Origin of the sequence: Mesorhizobium sp. BE184 (genome assembly GCF_031457045.1) — a bacterium.
Lineage (GTDB): Bacteria > Pseudomonadota > Alphaproteobacteria > Rhizobiales > Rhizobiaceae > Mesorhizobium.
The window spans coordinates 488,880-510,604 of the sequence record NZ_JAVDVU010000001.1 but is presented as its reverse complement, the minus strand read 5'-3'; the positions used below and the strand labels follow the sequence as shown (position 1 = coordinate 510,604).

The 21,725-nt window shown below is 62.9% G+C and carries 24 protein-coding genes; 8 read left to right on the top strand and 16 right to left on the bottom strand.

Annotation, left to right across the window (positions count from 1 at the left end):
- Window positions 1-23: 23 nt before the first annotated feature.
- On the bottom strand, window positions 24-1,460 hold the full coding sequence (cysS, locus tag J2X35_RS02405) for a cysteine--tRNA ligase (protein ID WP_310180713.1): 1,437 nt from the start codon (window positions 1,458-1,460) through the stop codon (window positions 24-26).
- 391 nt (window positions 1,461-1,851) lie between these two features.
- On the opposite strand from cysS, the gene J2X35_RS02400 reads away from it, so the two are divergent.
- Window positions 1,852-2,007 carry a hypothetical protein gene (locus tag J2X35_RS02400; protein WP_200946395.1) on the top strand — a complete coding sequence of 52 codons (156 nt, stop codon included), beginning with the start codon at window positions 1,852-1,854 and terminating at the stop codon, window positions 2,005-2,007.
- A 46-nt stretch (window positions 2,008-2,053) separates the two neighbouring features.
- Here J2X35_RS02400 and J2X35_RS02395 read toward each other — a convergent pair whose 3' ends face one another.
- Entirely contained in the window at window positions 2,054-2,830 is a 777-nt protein-coding gene (locus J2X35_RS02395) for an SOS response-associated peptidase (protein WP_310180711.1), read from the bottom strand.
- Between the two features lie 117 nt (window positions 2,831-2,947).
- On the opposite strand from J2X35_RS02395, the gene J2X35_RS02390 reads away from it, so the two are divergent.
- The 7 genes from J2X35_RS02390 to J2X35_RS02360 all read left to right on the top strand — a co-directional run bounded on the left by J2X35_RS02390 (window position 2,948) and on the right by J2X35_RS02360 (window position 7,445).
- Window positions 2,948-3,358 carry an NUDIX hydrolase gene (locus J2X35_RS02390; RefSeq protein WP_310180709.1) on the top strand — a complete coding sequence of 137 codons (411 nt, stop codon included), beginning with the start codon at window positions 2,948-2,950 and terminating at the stop codon, window positions 3,356-3,358.
- 62 nt (window positions 3,359-3,420) lie between these two features.
- A complete protein-coding gene (locus tag J2X35_RS02385) occupies window positions 3,421-3,804 on the top strand; it encodes a TIGR02301 family protein (RefSeq protein WP_310180707.1) in 384 nt (127 codons plus the stop codon).
- A 137-nt stretch (window positions 3,805-3,941) separates the two neighbouring features.
- Window positions 3,942-4,199, top strand: a complete 258-nt coding sequence (locus J2X35_RS02380; protein WP_056108252.1) for a hypothetical protein — start codon at window positions 3,942-3,944, stop codon at window positions 4,197-4,199.
- Between the two features lie 72 nt (window positions 4,200-4,271).
- The gene (locus J2X35_RS02375; protein ID WP_405023171.1) at window positions 4,272-5,087 is read left to right on the top strand and encodes a hypothetical protein; all 816 of its coding nucleotides are present in this window, start codon (window positions 4,272-4,274) and stop codon (window positions 5,085-5,087) included.
- A gap of 95 nt (window positions 5,088-5,182) precedes the next feature.
- On the top strand, window positions 5,183-6,046 hold the full coding sequence (locus J2X35_RS02370) for a folate-binding protein YgfZ (protein ID WP_310180705.1): 864 nt from the start codon (window positions 5,183-5,185) through the stop codon (window positions 6,044-6,046).
- Entirely contained in the window at window positions 6,046-6,666 is a 621-nt protein-coding gene (locus J2X35_RS02365; RefSeq protein WP_310180703.1) for an HD family hydrolase, read from the top strand. Before J2X35_RS02370 ends, J2X35_RS02365 begins: the two co-directional genes overlap by 1 nt.
- A 2-nt stretch (window positions 6,667-6,668) precedes the next feature.
- Window positions 6,669-7,445: an SDR family oxidoreductase gene (locus tag J2X35_RS02360; protein ID WP_310180702.1), complete on the top strand. Its 777-nt coding sequence runs from the start codon at window positions 6,669-6,671 to the stop codon at window positions 7,443-7,445.
- A gap of 10 nt (window positions 7,446-7,455) precedes the next feature.
- Here the strand turns inward: J2X35_RS02360 and J2X35_RS02355 are convergent, their stop codons facing one another.
- The 14 genes from J2X35_RS02355 to rpoZ all read right to left on the bottom strand — a co-directional run bounded on the left by J2X35_RS02355 (window position 7,456) and on the right by rpoZ (window position 21,645).
- Window positions 7,456-8,919, bottom strand: coding sequence for a RimK family protein (locus J2X35_RS02355; protein WP_310180700.1), 1,464 nt, complete (start codon window positions 8,917-8,919; stop codon window positions 7,456-7,458).
- A complete protein-coding gene (locus J2X35_RS02350) occupies window positions 8,916-9,422 on the bottom strand; it encodes a GNAT family N-acetyltransferase (RefSeq protein WP_310180699.1) in 507 nt (168 codons plus the stop codon). The genes J2X35_RS02355 and J2X35_RS02350 overlap by 4 nt, the downstream gene beginning before the upstream one ends.
- Window positions 9,423-9,639: 217 nt before the next feature.
- Window positions 9,640-10,428, bottom strand: coding sequence for an anti-sigma factor (locus J2X35_RS02345; protein ID WP_310180697.1), 789 nt, complete (start codon window positions 10,426-10,428; stop codon window positions 9,640-9,642).
- Window positions 10,425-10,943: a sigma-70 family RNA polymerase sigma factor gene (locus tag J2X35_RS02340; protein ID WP_310180696.1), complete on the bottom strand. Its 519-nt coding sequence runs from the start codon at window positions 10,941-10,943 to the stop codon at window positions 10,425-10,427. Before J2X35_RS02340 ends, J2X35_RS02345 begins: the two co-directional genes overlap by 4 nt.
- Before the next feature lie 137 nt (window positions 10,944-11,080).
- Window positions 11,081-13,801, bottom strand: coding sequence for a DUF2339 domain-containing protein (locus J2X35_RS02335; protein ID WP_310180695.1), 2,721 nt, complete (start codon window positions 13,799-13,801; stop codon window positions 11,081-11,083).
- Window positions 13,802-13,848: 47 nt separating this feature from the next.
- Entirely contained in the window at window positions 13,849-14,610 is a 762-nt protein-coding gene (recO, locus tag J2X35_RS02330; protein ID WP_310180693.1) for a DNA repair protein RecO, read from the bottom strand.
- Window positions 14,611-14,913: 303 nt separating this feature from the next.
- A complete protein-coding gene (locus tag J2X35_RS02325; RefSeq protein WP_310180691.1) occupies window positions 14,914-15,330 on the bottom strand; it encodes an OsmC family protein in 417 nt (138 codons plus the stop codon).
- 21 nt (window positions 15,331-15,351) lie between these two features.
- Window positions 15,352-16,263, bottom strand: coding sequence for a GTPase Era (gene era / locus J2X35_RS02320; RefSeq protein ID WP_056108216.1), 912 nt, complete (start codon window positions 16,261-16,263; stop codon window positions 15,352-15,354).
- Window positions 16,260-16,982 (bottom strand): ribonuclease III, encoded by a 723-nt coding sequence (rnc, locus tag J2X35_RS02315; protein ID WP_310180689.1) that lies wholly within the window; start codon window positions 16,980-16,982, stop codon window positions 16,260-16,262. The genes era and rnc overlap by 4 nt, the downstream gene beginning before the upstream one ends.
- Before the next feature lie 2 nt (window positions 16,983-16,984).
- Entirely contained in the window at window positions 16,985-17,734 is a 750-nt protein-coding gene (lepB, locus tag J2X35_RS02310) for a signal peptidase I (protein ID WP_056108210.1), read from the bottom strand.
- 79 nt (window positions 17,735-17,813) lie between these two features.
- Window positions 17,814-18,224 carry a holo-ACP synthase gene (gene acpS / locus J2X35_RS02305; RefSeq protein ID WP_310180687.1) on the bottom strand — a complete coding sequence of 137 codons (411 nt, stop codon included), beginning with the start codon at window positions 18,222-18,224 and terminating at the stop codon, window positions 17,814-17,816.
- The gene (locus J2X35_RS02300; RefSeq protein ID WP_310180686.1) at window positions 18,221-18,817 is read right to left on the bottom strand and encodes a DUF2062 domain-containing protein; all 597 of its coding nucleotides are present in this window, start codon (window positions 18,815-18,817) and stop codon (window positions 18,221-18,223) included. The genes acpS and J2X35_RS02300 overlap by 4 nt, the downstream gene beginning before the upstream one ends.
- A 94-nt stretch (window positions 18,818-18,911) precedes the next feature.
- Complete coding sequence (locus tag J2X35_RS02295; protein ID WP_056108201.1) at window positions 18,912-21,137, bottom strand: bifunctional (p)ppGpp synthetase/guanosine-3',5'-bis(diphosphate) 3'-pyrophosphohydrolase; 2,226 nt, start codon at window positions 21,135-21,137, stop codon at window positions 18,912-18,914.
- Window positions 21,138-21,246: 109 nt separating this feature from the next.
- Window positions 21,247-21,645, bottom strand: a complete 399-nt coding sequence (gene rpoZ / locus J2X35_RS02290) for a DNA-directed RNA polymerase subunit omega (protein ID WP_056108199.1) — start codon at window positions 21,643-21,645, stop codon at window positions 21,247-21,249.
- Window positions 21,646-21,725: the final 80 nt, after the last annotated feature.

Sequence of the window (21,725 nt, the reverse complement as noted above, 5' to 3'; positions counted from 1 at the left end):
GCTCCATCTGGTTGAGCCGCTTCTCACCGCTTTACTTCCCAAGTGGTGACACGCTCGCCGGTGGCTGGGTCTTTCCCGTCCTTCAACTGGATTCCCTGCGCCAATAATTCGTCGCGGATCCTGTCGGCTTCGCCCCAGTTCTTGGCGGCGATCAATTCCAGCCGGCGGGCTATGGCGCGATCGACCTCGTTTTGGTTCACCTGCGCGGAGGAGACGTCGAAACCGAGGAATTCGAGCGCCCTTTTCAGCGATGCCGCCGCTCCGCTGCCTTCACCCGCCTCGCCGGCAAGCTGGGTCAGCACCTGAAATGCGGCATGCGTGGAGAAATCGTCCGAAAGTGCATCGACGATCGCTTGCGGAAGGTCAGGCGCGGACGCGGCGGCTGTGTCGGCGGCGCGCTTCCACTTTCGCAGCGTGTTTTCCGCCTCCTCCAGCTTGCGCACGCTGAAGTCGATCGGCTCGCGGTAGTGCGTCATCAGCATGGCGAGGCGCAGCACTTCGCCGGGCCACTTGCGGCCGCCGAAAGTCTCCGTCTCGAGCAGTTCGTGGATAGAGTAGAAATTGCCGAGGCTCTTGGACATCTTCTGGCCTTCCACCTGCAGGAAGCCATTGTGCATCCAGACATTGGCCATGGCGTGCGAGCCGTGGGCACAGCGCGACTGAGCGATCTCGTTTTCGTGGTGCGGGAAGATCAGATCGAGCCCGCCGCCATGGATGTCGAAGGTCTCGCCGAGGTAGGCCGCGGACATGGCCGAGCACTCGATGTGCCAGCCGGGCCGGCCCCTGCCCCACGGCGACTCCCATCCCGGCTCCTCCGGCGACGACAGCTTCCACAGGACGAAATCGTGCGGGTTCTTCTTGTGCTCGTCCACGGCGATGCGCGCGCCGGCCTGCTGCTCGTCCAGATGCCGTTTCGACAACTGGCCGTATTCCGGCATCGAGCCGGTATCGAAGAGAACTTCGCCCGCGGCTTCATAGGCATGGCCGCGTTCGATGAGGGTTTGAATCATGCCGATCATATCGGCCTTGCCGTCGGCGCGCGGCTGCACGAATTCGGTGGCGCGCGGCTCTACTGTCGGCGGCAGGCAGCCGAGTTCGGCCACATCGCTGCGGAACTGCTGCGCGGTCTTTTCCGTCACGCGGCGGATCGCCTCGTTCAGCGACAATTGCCCGCCAGAAATCTCAGCACCGAAATCGCGAAGCGCACGGGCGTTGATCTTGTCGTCCACGTCGGTGATGTTGCGGACATAGGTGACATGGTCTTCGCCGTAGAGGTGCCGCAGCAGCCGGAACAGGACATCGAAAACGATGACCGGACGCGCATTGCCGATATGGGCGAAGTCATAGACCGTCGGGCCGCACACATACATCCTGACATTGTCCGGATCGATCGGAGAAAACGTCTCCTTCGTCCGCGTCAGCGTGTTGTAGAGACGCAACCCATTGGTGCTTTCAGACATGCGTGCCTTCCCGGTCCGTTCCTGCTGTCGGGAGCACGCCGCGCCAAGACGCGAGACAGCTCCAGCCTGCTGGCCGGGGCGTTTGTCCTGCTGAAAAAATGAGGCGAAAACGTCCGGACCAGCGCGAGCGCTAGTCAATAATCCAAATGGAGCAAATGGCGAAAGACGTTCTCATGGGGCGGCTTTATCGCCCTGCCCAGTGTTGCCGTCAAGACGCAACTTTCGGCAAAAGCCTGCTACGCGTGGCCGAGGGAACGATCAGTAAGATTCTATTAAACATGTCGGCACAGTGATGAACGTTCGCCGGCTTCTTGCCGACACCGTCACGATTTGGTCCGAATCGGCGAGACAATGAAGCACTTCGAAACGGAATGTCTTGGGGAAGACGAACATGGCCCGCAGCAAGGTTAAGACCAGCCCCGCCCAACCGGCGGCTCTCGACAGTCAATACAGGGCAATTGGCCCGGCAGCTATCGCCGCGGCTCTGCTTCATACGGCCAAGAAGAAAAAGCCTGTCCAGAAGTTCATCGCGCCACGCGCCGCCTGAACCCGGCTTGGGCACCCGGCGTTTGATTTACAAACGTCGCGGCGTTCTAAAATAGCGTCAACTGCGTATCGTCAGCGTCGCCATTGGTGCGGCGCTTTGCTTTTTCGGGCTCACGAACGGCTGCGATTTCGGCCCGTTCCTGTATTTCGGGGCCGGTATTCGCCACCTTGTTGACGAGGTCGGAGACCGGCAGGGCCTCGAAAAACCCCGGCTCGACAGGTTTCATGAGATCGACGACATCGCGGGGTTCCTGGCTGCGGCAGTCGAGCCAGCGAGCGAAATGCTGTGGCTGCACGACGACAGGCATACGTTCATGGATATGGCCGATGTCGTCATTGGCGCTCGTGGTGACGATGGCGCCGGTGTCCATCTCCGAGCCTCCCGGCTCGGCGTAAGTCTCAAGGACGGCGGCGAACGCAATCAATCCGCCCTGCTTCGGGCGCACCCAATAGGCCTGTCCCTTGCCGCTACCGCCGGACTGCTTGTGCCATTCATAGAAGCCGGAGGCAGGGATCAGCGCCCGGCGGTGACGCATGGCGGCGCGGAACGACGCCTTTTCGGCAATGCCTTCCGAACGTGCGTTGAACAGCAGCGGGAAATCGCGGGTATCCTTCACCCAGGCAGGGATCAGTCCCCAGCGCACCAGCATGGCCAAGCGGTCGGGGCGGTTGGAAAACGGCTCGCGCGGGCCGGCGGACACCACCGCGAGCACCGGCTGCTTCGGCGCGATGTTGTAGCGCGCCGGAAACTCCTCCAGTTCGGCGAACCCCAGGAAGGCCGCCGTCTGGTCGGTCGTGGCGGTGAGGGCGAAACGTCCGCACATGGCGAGTTCAATCTTTCGATATATCCAGGCAGAAAGTGGCGGTGGCAGCGGAAGGCCGCAACCTTTAAAGCTGCAGAGAGCCTATCGATCCACAGAAGGCACATCCAAGGCAGCCTCATGGCCAAGAGAAAAGAAATGCCGGCCGTCTCGGTTGCCGTGGTGCGCGGCGACACGGTTTTGCTGGTCAAGCGCGCGCTGCCGCCATCGCAAGGGCTGTATGCCTTTCCCGGCGGCAAGGTAGAGTCGGAAGAAACGCTCGAGCAGGCGGCGCGGCGGGAACTGATGGAAGAAACCGGGCTGGAGGCCAACGATTTCCGACCGGTCGAGACCATTTTCATCGAAGGTTCCAGTGAAGGCCATCCGGTCGACTATCGCCTCACCGTGTTCGGCGCGCGGTATGTGAGCGGCGAGGCGATGGCCGCGGACGATGCCGAAAGCGCGGCCTTCTACACGCTGGCCGAAATGTCGGATCTGCCTCTGGCCGGCTCGGTCTTTACCATCGCGAGCGAATTGCTGGGCAAGGACTGAAAACGCAGCCCCTGTCAGCATGGCGGTCTTGCGGCTGACAAATTGTTTCGTCACAAGGGTTTATGCGCCGCGCTTCGCATTTGCTTTCGACCTGCCTTGCCACCGGCATCGCCGCCGGAATCGCCTTGTCGCCTGCCCGCGCCGTGGAAGCGCCATTCGAATCCGGGCTGATGCGCCTCGCCGAAATACTCGGCTCCCTCCACTTCCTGCGCAGCCTGTGCGGAGAGACCGGTGGAAACTGGCGGACGGAGATGGAGAAACTGCTCGAATCGGAAAGTCCGGATCCGGAGCGCAAGGCGCGTTTCATCGCCTCCTTCAATCGTGGCTATCGCTCGTTCGGGACCGCGTACAGCCAGTGTACACCATCGGCGACCGAGGCAATCAGCCGCTATGTCAAGGAAGGGGAAGCCCTTTCGCGCGACATCGCTTCGCGCTACGGCAATTAACAGGCCGTTAACTTTTCCGGCAAAGGCGAGCGTACAGCGGCGGAAGCCTGTGCTAGAGTCTTAACGGGACATTAAAGGGACAAGTCGAGTTTGATCCGTATTTGAAGGATCGACACTTGAAAGGGTGGAAGTCGCCTATGGAACATAGCTTCAGCGATATCGATGCGCTGGTCCGGGAAGAAAAACGCCTGACCGCTGTCGAAAGCCACAACGAAGCCTGGGCCGAAGGGCTTTCGGCAGGTATCGAGCCGGAAATCATCGCAGAGGCGGCGCTTGAAACGGCGTTCGCGGAAATGCTGCGCGCCAACGGCGAAACGGCGGCTCTTGCCCTGCTGGACAGGATGCGTGAAAAGGTGATCGCTGGCGCTTTCGACCCCGACCAATTACGGCACTGAGTCGGCGCCCGGCCAGGTGGCGTTCCGCCTTGGGCTTACTTTTCGGGCGCGGCGTCCGACATGGAGAAGCGGGTGTTCAGACAAGAAAAATCCGGCGTTCGGCGGCATGTATCGGCTCTGAGCCTCTGGCTCGCCCTCCTGTCGGCAAGCCTTACGCCGCTCCTGGTACTATATGCCCAGCCGGCTCATGCCCTTAGCGAAATCAAGCGTGAGGATTTGGCGAAGCCGGCCGAACAGCCTGACGCCGGCGAAGACAGCGGGCCGGATACCGGCGTTCCCCTGCCGGACCCGATCCAGCCTTCCCCGCCTGCCGACGACAAGCCGACCGCGCCCGATCAGGACGAACCTGAACAGGTGGAGCCGGCCACCCCTCCGCAAAGCGGCGGCCCATCCAGCCCGCATGTCGATCCCGCGGCGCCGCTGCCCGAAGTCGTCTACGATCTGTCGAAACTGCCTGAACCGGTACGGCGCATGCACGACCTGATCGTCGAAGCAGCCAAGAGCGGCGACATTGAAAAGCTGCGGCCGCTGATCGGCACAGGGGATTCGATGACCCAGCTTTCCCTCACCGATATCGATGGCGACCCGATCGACTTCCTCAAGGGCCTCTCCGGCGACACCGAGGGGCAGGAAATACTGGCGATCATGGAAGAGGTGATGAACGCCGGTTATTCCCATATCGACGTCGGCACCGACCAGGAGCTTTATGTCTGGCCTTATTTCTTCGCACTGCCGCTGGACAAGCTCGATGCCCGGCAGCGGGTGGAACTGTTCAAGATCGTCACCGCCGGCGACTACGAGGACATGAAGCAGTTCGGCGCTTACATCTTCTACCGTGTCGGAATCACGCCCGAGGGCCGTTGGAAGTTCTTCGTCGCGGGCGACTGAGCCGATTGAGGTTCACGCTTCCGGCTCTCTTGCGGGGAAAGTTGCGGAGGCTTACCTAAGCCTGACCGTTTTGCAGAATTCAGGCCGCCCGACACATGCCATCCGCCCTGCTCAAAGACCGTGCGCTCGTTTCCGTATCCGGGGCCGAGGCCGAGCACTTCCTGCAGAACATCGTCACAACCGATCTGGACCAGCTTGGCGCGGATGAGGCAAAGCCCGGAGCGCTGCTGGCGCCGCAGGGCAAAATCCTGTTCGATTTCCTGATTTCGCGCGCCGGCGAGGATGGCTTCCTGCTGGAGTGCCGCGCCGACATTGCCGACGATTTCATGCGCAGGCTAATGCTTTACCGGCTGCGGGCCAAGGTGGACATTTCCAAACAGGAACAGTCGCTTGTCTCCGTGGAATGGCAGATCGATTCAATTGCCTCAGACTTTGATTCAGGCAAGGCCGAGCCGGCAGTATCCGACCGACGCTTTGCGGACCGCGATGTCGTGCGCGTCTATGGCGTGCGATCCGATGAGGGAGACTCGGCCGCCTGGCATGCCTTCCGCATCGCGCATGGGGTGGCCGAGAGCGGGGTCGACTATCAACTCGGCGATGCCTTCCCGCACGACGTTCTCCTCGACCAGAACGGCGGTGTCGGCTTCAAGAAGGGATGCTATGTCGGCCAGGAAGTGGTGTCGCGGATGCAGCATCGCGGCACGGCGCGGCGGCGGGTGCTGATCGTGTCCGCGGATGCGCCCTTGCCTGCCGCCGGAACCGAACTGACCGTGGATGGCCGGCCGGTTGGCGCGTTGGGCTCGACGTCCGGCAGCGCCGGTCTGGCGGTTGCGCGCATCGACCGTGTGAAGGCCGCGGTTGATGACGGCAAGGCGATCCTGGCGGGTGTCGTACCTGTTCATCTCTCTATTCCGGACTGGGCGAGATTCACCTTTCCGGAAAACACGGAGGAAGCCTGATGGCAGCCGACCGCGCCGGCGCGCCGGTCCGCGCCTGGCAGCGCATGCTTTCGGGACGGCGGCTGGACCTGCTCGACCCCTCGCCTTTCGACATCGAGATTTCCGACATCGCTCACGGCCTTGCCCGCGTGGCGCGCTGGAACGGCCAGACCCGGGGCGACCATGCCTTTTCCGTCGCCCAGCATTCGCTTCTGGTCGAAACGATCTTCGCCCGGATCGCACCGGTTGCGTCGTCGGCCCAGCGGCTGGCCGCCCTGCTCCACGACGCCCCGGAATATGTCATCGGCGACATGATCTCACCGTTCAAATCGGTCATGGGCGGCGGCTACAAGGATTGCGAGCTGCGGCTGCAGCGCGCCATCCATCTCCGTTTTTCGCTGCCGGCCGAGCCCGGCGTCGGGTTGGCCAAGGACATCAAGCGCGCCGACCAGATCGCCGCCTATTTCGAGGCGACGGAGCTTGCCGGCTTCGCTGTGGCCGAGGCAACGGAATTCTTCGGGCGTCCGCGCGGCTTTTCCGCCGACCGGTTGGACCTTGCGCCGCGCTCGACCATCTGGGCGCAGAAAGCATTCCTTGCGCGGTTCGCGGAACTCGACGCGATGCGGCAAGGAGGAGATTGATCGTGGACCTTGGCCTGAAGGGAAAGATCGTCGTCGTGACCGGCGGCAGCAAGGGCATTGGGCTGGCCTGTGCGCAGGCTTTCGCCGGCGAAGGCGCGCGGGTCTCGATCGTTTCGCGCTCGAAGGAGAACGTCGAAAATGCCTGCGCGCGATTGCCGGGTTCGTACGGGCTGGCGGCGGACCTGTCCGATGAGGCAGAGGCGGCGCGCGTCGTCGAAACGATCGAACGCGAACTGGGGCCAGTCGATGTCCTGGTCAACAGCGCCGGCGCCGCCCAGCGCACGCCGCCGGATCAGCTGTCGCCGGTCGCCTACCGCAAGGCGTTCGACGCCAAGTTCTTCTCCTATGTGAATATCATCGACCCGGTGGTGAAGCTGATGGCGGCGCGTGGCAGCGGCGTGATCGTCAATGTCATCGGCAATGGCGGCAAGATCGCCTCGCCCACCCACATTGCCGGCGGCGCGGCCAATGCCGGCCTGATGCTGGTCACGGCGGGACTGGCGACCGCCTATGCCGGACGCGGCATCCGCGTGGTTGCCGTCAATCCGGGACTGACCGAAACGGGCCGTGTCACCGAGGGCCTTCGCGCGGAAGCCTCCCTGCACGGGATATCCGAAGACGAGGCGCGGCAACGTGCCTTGTCGCGCATTCCGATGGGCCGGGCGGCGACGCCGCAGGAGATCGCCGACACCGTCCTGTTCCTGGCGTCCGACAGAGCGAGCTATATCACCGGCGTATCGGTGAGCATGGACGGAGCGGCGGCGCCCATCATCGTCTGACTGCGAACGGCTACCGGCCCTGCCGTTCCAGCCGGTCGAGAAACCACTGGGTGAGCCGGGTCCACACTTCGTCCTTCTCGCCCGTATCCTCGCAACCATGGTCCAGGTTGGGGTTGTCGTTCACCTCGATGACGAAAATCCCGTCCTTGGTTTCCTTCAGATCGACGCCGTAGAGCCCGTCGCCGATGCAGCGGGCAGCCTTGACCGCCGTCTCGACGACATGCGCCGGCGCCTGTTTCAGCGTGAAGGTCCTGATGCCGCCCTGATCCGGCTTGCCGTTGGCCTTGTGGTTGACGATCTGCCAGTGCTTCTTGGCCATCAGATAGTGGACGGCGAAAAGCGGTTGACCGCCGAGTACGCCGACGCGCCAGTCATATTCGGTCGGGATGAATTTCTGCGCGATCAGAAGATCGGAATCCTCCAGCCATTCGGTCGCCAGCGCCTTCAGCTCGGCAAAGTTCGACGCCTTCTTGACGCCGCGTGAAAAGGCGCTGTCCGGGATCTTGAGCACAAGCGGGAAGCCGAGCGTCTGGGCTGCCGTTTCAAGATCGGACAGCCCGGCGATCATAACCGTCGGCGGCACCGGCACCTTGTTGTAGGTCATCAGTTCGTTGAGATAGACCTTGTTGGTGCACCGGATCATCGACAGAGGATCGTCGATCACCGGCATGCCTTCCTGCTGGGCCCGGCGGGCAAAGCGATAGGTATGGTTGGAGATCGACGTCGTCTCGCGGATGAACAGGGCGTCGTAGTTGGCCAGCTTGGCCAGGTCGCGCCTGGTGATCGGCTCCACTTCAACGCCCATCTTTTCGGCGATCCGCGCCCAATGACGCAGCGAGGAGATTTCCGACGGCGGCAATTCCTCCTGCGGATCGATCAGCGTTGCGAATGTATAGCGCGCCGGGGTCCGCGCCTTGGTGTCGCGCCATTCGCGGCCCGTATAGGTGTCCATGCAGGTCAGGAAGCGCTCTTCCTCGTCGTCGTCCATGCGCGCCAGCGGATGAAAGCCGATCTTGCGGATCGAAGCCCATTCGGCAGCGTCCTTGATGGTGACTTCGAGAGCCGGGGCGCGAAACCAGTCGAAAAGAAGCCGGGCGAAGCGATCCCATGCCTTCGACGGGCCTATGCCGAAGAAGATGTGTACCTTTGCCGGATATGAGCCGCCGAGATCCTTGCGGCACTTGTTGAGCGCCAGCTCGAGCTCCGGCAGTGAATTCTCGTAGAGCTTGCGCTCCGACAAGTCGATCATCGTCTCCACCGTCGGGATCACCTTGTGGCCCCGCGACGAGGCGAGAAGCGAGGCATAGTAACCACGGCTCTGGTAGGCATAATTGTTCGACAGGTTGATAACCTTGGGCCGCTGGCCACGGAACAGCGCAGGGTGGGCGAGATAGTCGCGGCTGGTGATGATCTTGTGCGGCGTCGCCACCGGATCGATATCGTTCTGCCTTCCCGTCAAAATCACCCAGGTCATGCTTCACGCACCTTTGGCTGGTCGGGATGAGTGGGGGCCGCACCGGACGGGACTTTTCCGCCAGATAAGAGCTTCTCGAAACGCAGCGCCGTCATGCCGTCAGCGTAGTAGCCTTCGACCCGGCCGGTGCGGCGGTAACCGGCGGCTTCGTAGAGCGCGATGGCGCGTGCATTGTCCTGCCGCACCTCCAGCCGCAGGGATTTGCACCCCCGTCCGGCAGCTGTTTCCTCGGCGGCCTCGAGCAGCAGCCGGCCGACGCCACTGACTCCGGGTGCCGCCGCAATTGAATAGAGGCGAGCGCGAGGGCTGTCAGCCCGGAAAAGAACGGCGCAGTAGCCGGCCAGCATCCGGTCTTGCAACGAGACCAGAATGGCGGCGGTGTCTTTGCCGACAAGCCGGCGGAACGAGCGGCGGGAAATGCGATCGGCCTGAAAAGCAGAGGCCTCGATGGCGGCGAGGTCATCGACATCAGACGCGCGGGCCATGCGGATTTCAGCAGGCATGCAGGCTGAAAAACCTCGGTCGAGGGACGGGGAAATAACGGTCCGGATGTCTCGCACAACCAGCCGGATCGACGGCGCACAAATAGCGCTATCGCGCTTCGATTTAGGCTGAATTGTGACGGATTCCATGGCTGGCGCAAAGCCTCGCCGCAGGAGGCATCAGCTGTATCGAAAGCCCAGTCGGCGGACCGCACGAGCCGTGTCGATTGGGAGATTCTCAGGTCGTCATGCCGGCCAGCAACTGCCTGTAGGCGCTTTTTGCCACCTCGTTCAAGCGCTCGCGCGGCAGCGAGCCGACGATGGCGCAGCCATAGCCCTCATCCAGCCAGTAAACCGCGCGCGGCCCGTCATCGGATTGCGCATAGCTGCCCCTGCTTTTCTTGACGGCCTCGGCCGTGACGAAAACGGAGATGCGATTGCCCTTCTGATCCTCATAAAGAAGCATGGCGGCGCTGTTGGCGCCTGCCGGAAGGAGGCGGCCGCCGACGAGTTCGAAGCCATCGGTTGCAAGGTCTGGCGCCACCAGCTTGATGCCGACCCGCTTCGACAGCCAGCTCTGCATATGATCCTTGTCGCTGGCCGGCACCTCGACCGCATGACGCTGCTCGGCAGCATAGATGACATGCGCGGCGATGGCTTCCTCCGCCAGTTGATCCTCCGGACCTTCGAAGCCGGTGCCGCGCGCACCAGCCAGATAGCCGCCGGCACCGCCAACCATAAACAGCACCGCCGCCGCGGCTGCCAACCACCAGCGCGAGCGCAAACCTGCCTGCCGCTTCGGCATTTCGCCGAGTACCATCCTTGTCAGGCGCGCCGGCACCGGCTCATCCGGAACATGCGCGACGGCTTGGCGGAGCGCGTCGCGGTCGGCGGCGTAGCGCTGGCTGCGCGCCTTCATCTCCGGATTGAGTTCCAGCCATGCCTCATAGGCGGCGCGTTCCTCGGCCGGCAATTCGCCATCGAGGGCCATGTGGATATCGTGTTCGGAAAAATCGCGTCCGGTCATTTCTCGACGATCCTTATCGCCCTGCGGCGCGCGCTACCCTCCAGAAGCACACGCAAATCCTCACGGCCCCGGGCGATGCGCGACATCAGCGTGCCGGCCGGGACGCCAAGAATTGTCGCCGCCTCGGCATAGGAAAACCCTTCGATGGCGACCATCACCAGCGCCGCGCGGCGATCTGGTCCGATCGCCTGCAATGCATCGATGATCGCGCGCGAAGCCATGTTCTCCGCCTGCTCGGCGGGCACAGACGACACTTCGCCGGCGTCGAGCGGCAGCATCGCCGCCTCGCCGCGCCGGCTCGTCCTGCGTAGCCCGTCGATGAACAGATGATGCATGATCGTAAACAGCCATTTCCTTGGCGTTTCGCCCGTCTGCCAATTGTCCAGGCGCAGCAGCGCGCGCTCAAGACAGTCCTGCACGAGGTCGTCGGCCGCGTCGCGATCGCGCAGCAGCGAGCGTGCGTAGCGGCGCAAACGCGGTATTTCGTTGAGGATCGCTGCCTTCTTCGCTTCCATTGCCCGCCGGTTCGATGCCGTGCCTGGCCGAATGTCGATTGAACCCGGCCTGCCCCTCTTGCGCAAGCAAGATCGCGGAATCGACCCAGCCGAAAAGACAACGATGCGCGCGGCGCTTTTATTCCCGCCAGCTCACATTATCCGGGCTGCGGGCGTTCCCTTGCACTGCGGGTCAGCAGCCGCTGGTAGAACAGGCCGATGCCGATCAGCACGACGCCGAGGCCGATGAACGACAGCGCGCGCAGAACACCTTCCAGCTCCGACATGTCGAAAAGGAAGACCTTCAGCACCGCGATCGAAATCAGCGCCGCGGAAGCGATGCGCAGCACCTGCGAACCCAGCCACACGCCAAGCGTCAGCAGCGCGACGCCGAGCACCAGCCACAACGCCGAATAGGAATAGGTTTCCAGCGGTTCCATGCCGCTCCACAAGCCGATGAACTCGCCTTTGAAGACACGGCGCACGGACAGTGTCGCATAGGCAAAGGCCAGCAGCGACGCGACCAGCGCCAGCATGGCCGAGTACCATTTGGGCCGCTTGCCGCGCGCATAGAACGCCAATCCGCCCGCAGCGACCGCCGGCAGCAGATAGGCCAGGAACAGGAGATTGAACGCCGGGATACTGCCCGTCGCTTCATCTGTGAACAGCGGGTTGAGCCAGAAGAAATGCTGGATCACGATGCTGGCAGCGGACATCACGCCTACTGCCAATGAACCGTAGCGCATCACGGAACTCGGCGACCGCATGTCGATGGCGATGAGGATGCCGCCCGCACCCAGAGCAATCAGCGTATAGATTGCCTGTTCGGCCAACGTCAGCGCGCCATCGTCGATAACGCCGCCATGCATGGCATGGCGCACCAGCATGGCCACGGTGAGCAACGCAAACAGCGCAGCGCCCGCCTCCATGGCCAAGCGGGGCCGGCCGCCGGTCGTCCGGACAAGCTGCCAGGCCGAGAAACCGAAGGCCAGCGCGGGAATGCCGTAGCCGGCGAGCAGCCAGTTGAACACCGGCGTCGTCGACAGGAATGCCGCGCCGACGATGGTCGGATCGAACGCGACACGGCAGATCGTCGCGATGAGGGAGCCGACCGACAGCCATCCAAGCACCGGATAGGAGCGCCAGCGCGTCGCCAGCGCAGGGACGACGGCAAGCAATCCGGAAAAGACAGTCGTCAGTCCGGACCCGAATGCCATGTGGATGAACAGGACACCGGCCAGGCCCGCTCCCGCCAACGCAGCGGAAACGGCAAAGCCGCCAGAGAGCGGCGGCTGTTCGGCACGGGCGATCCATTCGGCTCCCGCTACAAAGACCGCCGTCAGCAGCAAGGCGATGGCAGCATAAAAGAAATCCCGGTCGATATTGCCGAACGCGATCCAGAGCGTTGTCAGGATGACCAGTGGAACCGCCACGCCCCAGCCGGTCCAGGAGACGGAAGCGAGAGGCCGGGCTATGTCGCGGCGAGCCGTCCAGAAGCCGGCGGCGACAAAGACCAGGCCGAGAACCAAGCCTGCATACTTCATCGCCGGGTCGGAACCGACGGTCGCCACGCCGCCCATTTCAAGATATCCGCCGGAAAGTCCCAGCGACACCGAAACGACTGGAAGAATGTGCAGGAACGCCAGCGTCGCAGCAATACCGGCGCCATAGAGGAGTGGCATCGCCATCGGCCGGTAGAACGCCACGGCAAGCATCGCCACGATCAGAACCGCGCCCGATAGAACGCCACCGGTAGCGGCGAAAGGCGGGTAGATGAAAAGCGCCAACGCCGACAGAGCAATGAAGACCGCGACCGCCACGGAGGGGACATCGAAGGCGCGGACCGGCTGCGAGCCAAAATCATGCCGTCCGAGCCAGACGAACGCCAGCACCACCAACGTCACGGCGGCGATGAACACGATCACCGTGAAGTCCGGCAGCGGCGCCTGCATCAGGTAAGCAAGCATCCACAGACCGCTGCCGACGAATGCCGCCGCCATCAGGAAATTCCAGGACCGGATGCGCGCGACTGCGCCCGTCGCCGCGAGGACGATGGCGATGTAGCCGAACAGCGCCCAGGCATTGGGCGATTGCGACGAAACCAGCATAGGTGTCGCCAGCGAGCCGAGCAGGCCAATGCCGGCGAGCGCCTGTCCATGCACAAGCGCCGCGGCCAGCGTTGCGATGCCGATCAGGCCCAGCAGCGCAAAGGCCGCCGTCGGGCCTACAAAACCGTAGACGCCGTGCGCGGCATAGACCGCCCCGAACAGGGTGAACGCGCCGGCGGCGGTCAGGATCGCGGGAATGTACGCGCCAGCAACGCCCTGAACCGGAACCTTGAAGCCGGTGCGGCGGATGAACTCGCCGACCCCGGCGAGCAGCAGGCCGAACAGGCCCGCCAGCGTGAGCCGGACGCCCGGGCCGAAAATGCCGGCCTCGATGGTGTATTTGACGAGGAACAGGCCGCCGAGGGCCAGCGCGATGCCGCCAACCCAGACCGCCCAGCGGGTGCCGAGCGCGGTCTCGATGTCAGGCCGGCCCGTGGGGCGAGCGGGCTGGGCGGGCGGCGTTTCATCCGGCTCTGTCTTATCGGATCCGGCAGCCACCGCCCAGGGTCCGGATACCGTTTCCTCGTCCACGGAGGTCGCGGCAGGCTGCGATACCTCCGCATCTGGTAGTTCGGCCTCCGGCGAAGGTGTCTCCGCTTGCCGCGTCATCTGGTTCTCAGCCGCCATGGCTTTTGGCAGCGCGACGCCCGCAAGCACCATGTTGCGGAGCGCGCCGAGTTCTCGCTCGACCAGATTGAGCCGCTTCTGCTGGCGTACCGCCATAAAAAGCAGCGCGACGATGACGGCCAGGCCGATCAGACTTTCAAACATGGCGGCTCCCTCAAACCAGACCAGTCTTCATTGGACTGTTCTTCCGCTCATGCGGCAGTGTCCCCGGCCAGCAGCCGTTGGGCGGCATGGTGCTTACGCAACGCGGCAAGAAAGCCGTTCCGCGCATCCGGTTCATTGATACCGCGCGGCTCGTAGACATGGCGAGCAAAGAAAAAACCAGTCAGCCTGAACGCGTCGTCTATCCCCACCAAGTCGGCGCGCAAGCCCGAACCCCGCTGTAAAAATGCCGGCAAGACCAGCATCTTGTCATGCCAGGGCTGGCCCGCCGCGCGCGATACCGCCCTGCCCGACTTCGGCGAGACATAGGCAAGATCACTGCGAGCGCCAGTCGCGGCGCAGTGGGAAAGATCGAGCCCGAACCCCAGTTCGTCCAGAATGAGCAGTTCGAAACGGGCCACGAGTTCGCCCGCGGCATCGCCGTCATCGAGATGCGGCATCATGATCGTCAGCGTTTCGTAGAGCGCCGCGTGGGAATCGCGCTCCGGCAGCAGGCGCAGATGCGCTGCCAGCACCTGCAGGCCGTAGACCGCGACGGCGCTGTCCATCAAACGCGCGGCATTCATCTCCAGCGCCTCGGCCTGGAACACGCCAAGATGCTCATCGAGCCGCGCGCGCCACAGAAGGTCGACGCGGTTTCCGGGCTGAAGCACGGGCTGCAATTTGCGCGACCGGCCGCCGCGCACAAGGCCGAGATGGCGGCCGTGGGCACGCGTCATCACCTCCAGAATGGCGCTCGTCTCGCCATGCTTTCGGGTGCCCAGGATGATTCCCTCGTCACGCCATTCCATGCGTGAAAGCTTTGACGGGTTCGGTGGCGAAATCAAGGAGTTCGCAAACGCTCCCGCCACGATTTGCCGGACCGTACAGACGGCCTTGAAACCGGCGGGTCGGGGTGCTCGGCGCGGTGGACGCCGTCCGTTCCATCCTTCTCGCCATCGGCTTCGGCAGGCTGGCGGTCCTCCTGACCACGGGCCGGTTCTACTGGTGGTTCGAGGCGCCGTGGCTGGGCTGGCTCGCCGCTTCATGCAGGCGGACCCAGGGCGAAAACTGTGAGCCGCTAAAACAGCGCTCCAGCCAGGGCCCAATCTAGCCTACGGGCGGTTTGCGGCCGTCGCGACAGTCACCGGAAAGCCTCTGGCCAGTGAATTGGACACCGTACTGTCGGCTTTGGCTCTTTCGATCAGCATTTGCGGATTAGAGCCGTCCAGCGTTTCGCACGAGACCGTTATTGTCGCCGATGTCGCCAGCAGCGGCTCGCCGTCGAGTTCCAGCGTGACGCTGACGGCAATGCGGCCGAGCGCTACACCCATACCGTGTGCGACGTAACGCAGATCGTTGCAGAAGCAGCCGCCGATCGCCAGCGCCAGCATCTGGCCGCCGTTGAAGCCCAAGCCTTTGCCGCCGGCCTTCCCTACGGGCCGATCAATGAAGACCGTGTGGGCACCAGCCCAGCCGACGGCAGCCTCGGTTCCTTCAAGGTTTCGAAGCTCGACCGTCATGGAAACCATGGTGCCTCTCCAGCAGGAGCGTCAGTGAGGAAATTCCAGCCCCATCTCGCGATAGCGCTCGGGATCGTCGCCCCAGTTCTCGCGCACCTTCACGAACAGGAAGAGATGCACCTTCTGTTCGAGAATGGCGCCGATCTCCTTGCGCGAGGACTCGCCGATGGCGCGAATGGTCTCGCCCTTGTGGCCAAGCACGATTTTCTTCTGGCTGTCGCGCTCGACATAGATGACCTGTTCGATGCGGACCGAACCGTCCTTCTTCTCCTCCCACTTTTCTGTTTCGACATGGGAGGAATAAGGCAGTTCCTGATGCAGCCTGAGATAGAGCTTTTCGCGTGTGATCTCGGCTGCGAGTTGGCGCATCGGCAGATCGGAAATCTGGTCCTCTGGATAATACCAGGGCCCTGCCGGCAGGCTTTCTGCCAGATAATCAAGCAAATCCTTGCAGCCGGAACCGGTCAGCGCGGAGACCATGAAGGTGCGTTTGAATGGCACACGCTCGTTGGCCGTCGCCGTCAGCGCCAGGAGCGCCTCGGGCTTGACCCTGTCGACCTTGTTGAGGATCAGCACCATCGGCTGGCGGACATCCTTCAAACGCTCAAGGATGGCGTCCGCGTCACCCTTGATGCCACGCTCGGCGTCGATCAGCACCAGCACGATGTCGGCATCCTTCGCCCCGCCCCAGGCGGTGGTGACCATGGCGGTGTCGAGCCGACGCTTCGGCTTGAAGATACCGGGTGTGTCGACAAAGACGATCTGGGCATTCTCATGCGTTGCGATACCGCGCACCAGCGCACGCGTCGTCTGCACCTTGTGAGTGACGATCGAAACCTTGGAGCCGACAAGCCGGTTCACCAATGTCGATTTGCCGGCGTTTGGAGCGCCGATCAGGGCGACGAAGCCCGAATGTGTCGCGGGCGTCTCGGCCATGGTCATGGGGTGGCTCCTTCGCTGGTCCATATGCCTTCGCGCACCAGCAAGGCTGCCGCCGCGGCCTGCTCGGCCTCGCGCTTCGAACGGCCGCTGCCAACCGCAGGCTCAAACACGCCGACCTTCACGCGGACGGTGAACAGGGGATCGTGATCCGGTCCCTCCCTCGCCTCGACCAGGTAGTCGGGAACAGCGCCGGCTGCCTGATGCGCCCATTCCTGCAACTCGGTCTTGGGGTCGCGCCGCGCCACGCCCATGGCCTGCGAACGCGGCTGCCAGTAACGGTGGATGAAGGATTGGGCCGCTTCCAGCCCGCCGTCGAGATAAAGCACCGCGATCAGCGATTCCAGCGCATCGGCGCGCAGGTTGGTCCGCTTGCGTTCGGCCAGATTGCGCACGTCGCTGCCGGCGCGAACCAATTCCGGCAAGCCGATCTCCTCGGCGATGCGCGACAGTGTCTCGGCATTGACCAATGCGTTGAGACGCAGCGACAGCTCGCCTTCCAGCGCCTCAGGAAATGCCGCCAGCAGCATATCGGCGACGACGAGGCCGAGTACCCGGTCGCCGAGGAACTCGAAACGCTCGTAATCGACGCCGGCATGAGCGCTGCGCGCGCTGGCGTGGGTCAGTGCCCGCTGCAGGCGCTGTGGGTCGCGAAAGCTGTGACCTGTACGTTCGCGAAGCGCTTCGGCAAGCTCGTCCGCTGTCAGCCGCTTCGTCGCCATACTTAATTGACGAAATGGAACAGGCGCGAGGCGCGCATGTAGGACGGCCAGTTCCATATCTCGAGCGGGCTCGAGCCGCCGCCAATGGAGAAGAAGATCATGTTGGCGCGGCCGACGAGGTTCTCAGCCGGCACATAACCGACGCTGAAGCGGCTGTCGCTGGAGTTGTCGCGGTTGTCGCCCATCATGAAGTAATGGCCTTCCGGCACGACGAACTCCTTGGTGTCGTCGCCGATGGTATTCGGCGACAGGTCGAGGGTGTTGTAGCTGACGCCGTTGGGAAGCGTTTCCTTGTAGACATCGACCGGCCCGTTGACCTCGGTGATGTCGCGATCATCGATCTGGCCGACCTTCTCGCGCGGCACGCCCGTGCCGTTGATGAAGAGCTGGCCCTGCTTCATCTGGATATGATCGCCCGGCAGTCCGACCACGCGTTTGATGTAATCCAGCGAAGGATTCGGCGGGAACTTGAATACCGCGACATCGCCGCGCTTGGGATCGGAACCCCAGATGCGGCCGGAAAATAGATTGGGGCCGAACGGCAGCGAATAGCGCGAGTAGCCATAAGCCCATTTGGTGACGAACAAATAGTCGCCCTCAAGCAGGGTCGGACGCATAGAACCCGACGGGATGGAGAACGGCTGGAAGAAAAGCGTGCGGATGACCAGCGCAAGAAGCAGCGCCTGAACGATGACGCTGACGGTTTCGCCAAGCCCGCCGGACTTCTTGTCGGATTTGTCAGCCACGCTCATGTCGTCCTCGTTTATCGATGGTTCTATAAGGTTTCAGCGCCAAGGGGGCAACGCCAATAAGACGTGCAAAGGCCCATTACTATGGCGCTTGTGAGACCGGCAGCGCCTCGATGATCACGAACGCCTGAGCGAGCGGGAAATCGTCGGTGATGGTCAGATGGATGACAGGTCGGTGGCCATGCGGGATCATACCGGCCAGCCGCGCAGCCGCGCCGCCAGTCAATTCCATGGTGGGTTTGCCGTCCGGCAAATTGACCACGCCCATGTCGCGCCAGTAGACCCCATAGGCGATGCCGGAACCCAGGGCCTTGGAACACGCTTCTTTGGCAGCGAAGCGCTTGGCGTATGAGGCCGCACTGCCACGGCGGCTTTCGGAACGCTGGCGTTCGATATCGGTGTAGATGCGCCGGATAAAGCGCTCGCCATGGGCTTCCAGTGACTTTTCGATGCGACGGATATCGATCAGGTCGCTGCCGATGCCGATGATCATCGAGCAGTGGAGCCAATGCTGCCGTGGGGAGGGGCGGACGCATGGTTGCGTGCCGCCTTGGCGGCCAGACGCTTGCGGCGCTGCTCGCGGAAAACGCCCATGCCCCAACGGGTGAGTCCGTAGAAGAGCAGGCCGAACACCAGACCCAGCGGCAAAGCGCCGATGGTGATCGGCTTCAGCACCGGCCCCCACAATTGCGCAAAGGAGAGATGGTGCATCAGGTCGCCGAGATCGGCGGGCGGGCCATGCGGCGGCATGTGATGATGCAGGATCAGCTTGCCGGTCTCATAGGACGCGCCCCACAGGATAGGAAAGGTGAGCGGATTGCCGAGCGCCGTGCCGATAGCCGCCGCGACCAGATTGCCGGCGAAAAGCCAGGCGACCACGACGGCGATGATGAAATGAAAGCCGAGCGGGAAGAATGAGGCGAAGACGCCTGCCGCGACGCCCGCTGCAACCGCGTGCGGCGTGGCGTTGAGCCTCAGCACACGCTTGGAGAAATAGCGCAGTGAGCGCGAGAACGACCGGCGCGGCCAAAGCCACACGCGCAATCGTTCACCAAGCGTTTCTGTTTTCCGGCGTTTGAACAGCATTTCAATCAGCAGTGCCTTAAGACCGACCTCATATGGACCCGCCAGCGCTCAAGCGCAATCAGGTTCAAGCAGCAACAGCATTCACAAAGTCCAATCAGCCATTGACGCGGCGGGCGTCGCTGACGCTGGAATTCTCCTTGAGCTGCGACAGCAGCCGATTGAGGTGCTTCAAATCCCAGACTTCGAGATCAAGCAGCATCTCGGTGAAATCGGGTGCGGTGCGGACCATCGAAAGCGTATGAATGTTGGCGTCGTTCGAAGCGACAACCTGCGTGATCTCCGCAAGTGAGCCCGGTGCGTTAATGGCGGTGACCGAAACGCGGGCGGGGAACCGCTCCTTGTTGTTTTCGTCGATGTCCCAGCGCACGTCGATCCAGCGTTCGGGCTGGTCGTCGAAGGCGGTCAGGGACGGCGACTGGATCGGGTAGATGGTGATGCCGGAGCCAGGCTGGACGATGCCGACGATGCGGTCCCCCGGCACGGCGCCCTCGGGCGCAAACCGCACCGGCAGGTCGCCGCGAACGCCACGGATCGGCACCGCATCGTCCTTCGGCTGGCTTTCCCGGCGCGCCGCGCGTCCTGGCATCTTGAACAGCATGCCGGCTGCGTTGCGGATGCGCGACCAGCCTTCCTCGCGCGGCTTGACCTGCTGCGTGGTGACCCGCTCGTCCTTGTAGTCGGGGAACACCGCCTTGAGGACGTCGGAGGAAGCAAGCTCACCCCGACCGACCGACGCCAGCACATCCTCGATGTCCTTGCGGGCCAGACGATGAAGGACGGGCTTCAGGCTTTCCTTGGCGAAGGACTTGCCATTGCGCTCGAAGGCGCGCTCCAGAATGCGAATACCGAGCCCGGAATACTGCTTGCGTATGGCGTTCTTGGTGGCCCGGCGGATCGCCGACCGCGCCTTGCCGGTGACGACGACCGACTCCCACGCCGCTGGCGGAATTTGCGCCTTGGAGCGGATGATCTCGACCTCGTCGCCATTCTTCAGTTCCGTCATCAGCGGCATTATGCGGCCATTGACCTTGGCGCCCACGCAGGTGTCGCCGACATCGGTGTGAACCGCATAAGCGAAATCGATCGGCGTCGCCCCGCGCGGCAAGGCGATCAGCATGCCCTTCGGCGTGAAGCAGAAGACCTGGTCCTGGAACAGTTCCAACTTGGTGTTTTCGAGGAAGTCCTCCGGATTGTCACCCTCGGCAAGCTGCTCGATGGTGCGGCGCAGCCAGGCATAGGCGTTCGTATCCTTGGAGATGGTGTTGGCGGCGCCATTGGCCTTGCCGCCCGTATCCTTGTAGATCGAATGCGCGGCGACGCCGTACTCGGCGATCTTGTTCATTTCCAGCGTGCGTATCTGCAGTTCGACGCGCTGGCGCGAAGGGCCGACAATGGTGGTGTGGATGGAACGGTAGTCGTTCTGCTTGGGCGTGGAGATGTAGTCCTTGAACCGGCCGGGGACCATCGACCAGCTGGTGTGGATGGCGCCCAGCGCCCGGTAACAATCCTCGACCGTATCGACGACGACGCGGAAGCCGAAAATATCCGACAACTGCTCGAACGACAGCGCCTTGGTTTCCATCTTGCGGAAGACCGACCATGGCTTCTTCTGCCGGCTCTTCACGCTCGCCTTGATCTGATATTTTTCGAACAGGGCTGACAGCGCCTTCTCGATCTCCTGCAGCACACCCTTGTTGCGCTCGAAAATCTCCGCCAGCCTAGCCGTCACCGCGCGATAGGCTTCCGGATTGATGTACCGGAAGGCGATTTCCTCCAGCTCCTCGCGCATGCCCTGCATGCCCATGCGCCCGGCCAGCGGCGCGTAGATCTCCATCGTCTCCTCGGCGATGCGCAGGCGCTTGGCCTCCGGCATATGGTCGAGCGTGCGCATGTTGTGCAGCCGGTCGGCAAGCTTGACGAGCAGGACCCGCACATCCTCGGAAATGGCCAGCAGCAGCTTGCGCAGGTTCTCCGCCTGCTCGGCCTTCTTGGAGACGAGATCGAGCTTCTTGAGCTTGGTAAGTCCCTCGACGAGCTTGCCCATCTCGGGACCGAACAATTCATCGATCTCGGCCCGGGTGGCGGTCGTGTCCTCGATCGTATCGTGCAGAAGTGCGACGGCGATCGTTGCCTCATCCATATGCATATCGGTGAGGATGGCTGCGACTTCGAGCGGATGCGAGAAATAGGGATCGCCGGAGGCCCGCTTCTGATGACCGTGCTTCTGCATGGCATAGACGTAGGCCTTGTTGAGCAATGCCTCGTTTACGTCTGGCTTGTAGCGCTGGACGCGCTCGACAAGCTCATACTGCCGCATCATGTGCCGGTTCTCGCGGGACAGAAATAAATCATGCGCCGGACGCTACATCCGGCGCATGACATAGATAACCATGAAAACGCCGCCACGAAAGTGCGGCAGGCTTTAAGGCTTAGTAATCGTCGCTTTTTTCCGGCGCCACCAGGCCTTCGATGCCAGCCAGCAGATCCTCTTCCGTCATCCGGTCGAAAGTGATGCTATCTTCCGGCTCGTCGGCGTCGGACGCGACGGCAGCAGTGCTCTGGTCGGTGATAGAATCGCCATCGGCTTCCGGCTCGTCTACCTCGACATGCTTCTGCAGCGAATGGATCAGATCCTCCTTGAGATCGCCTGGCGAAAGCGTCTCGTCGGCGATCTCGCGCAGGGCGACGACCGGGTTCTTGTCGTTGTCGCGCGGAATGGTGATCTGGGCACCCTGGCTGATGAGGCGGGCGCGGTGACCGGCCAACAGCACCAGCTCGAAGCGGTTGTCGACCTTGTCGATGCAATCTTCAACGGTTACGCGGGCCATTCAATGCCCCTTTCGTGCTCTGGATTTGCGGAAATCTGGCGCGGTGCATAACCCGAACGACAAAAAAACACAAGCGTGGC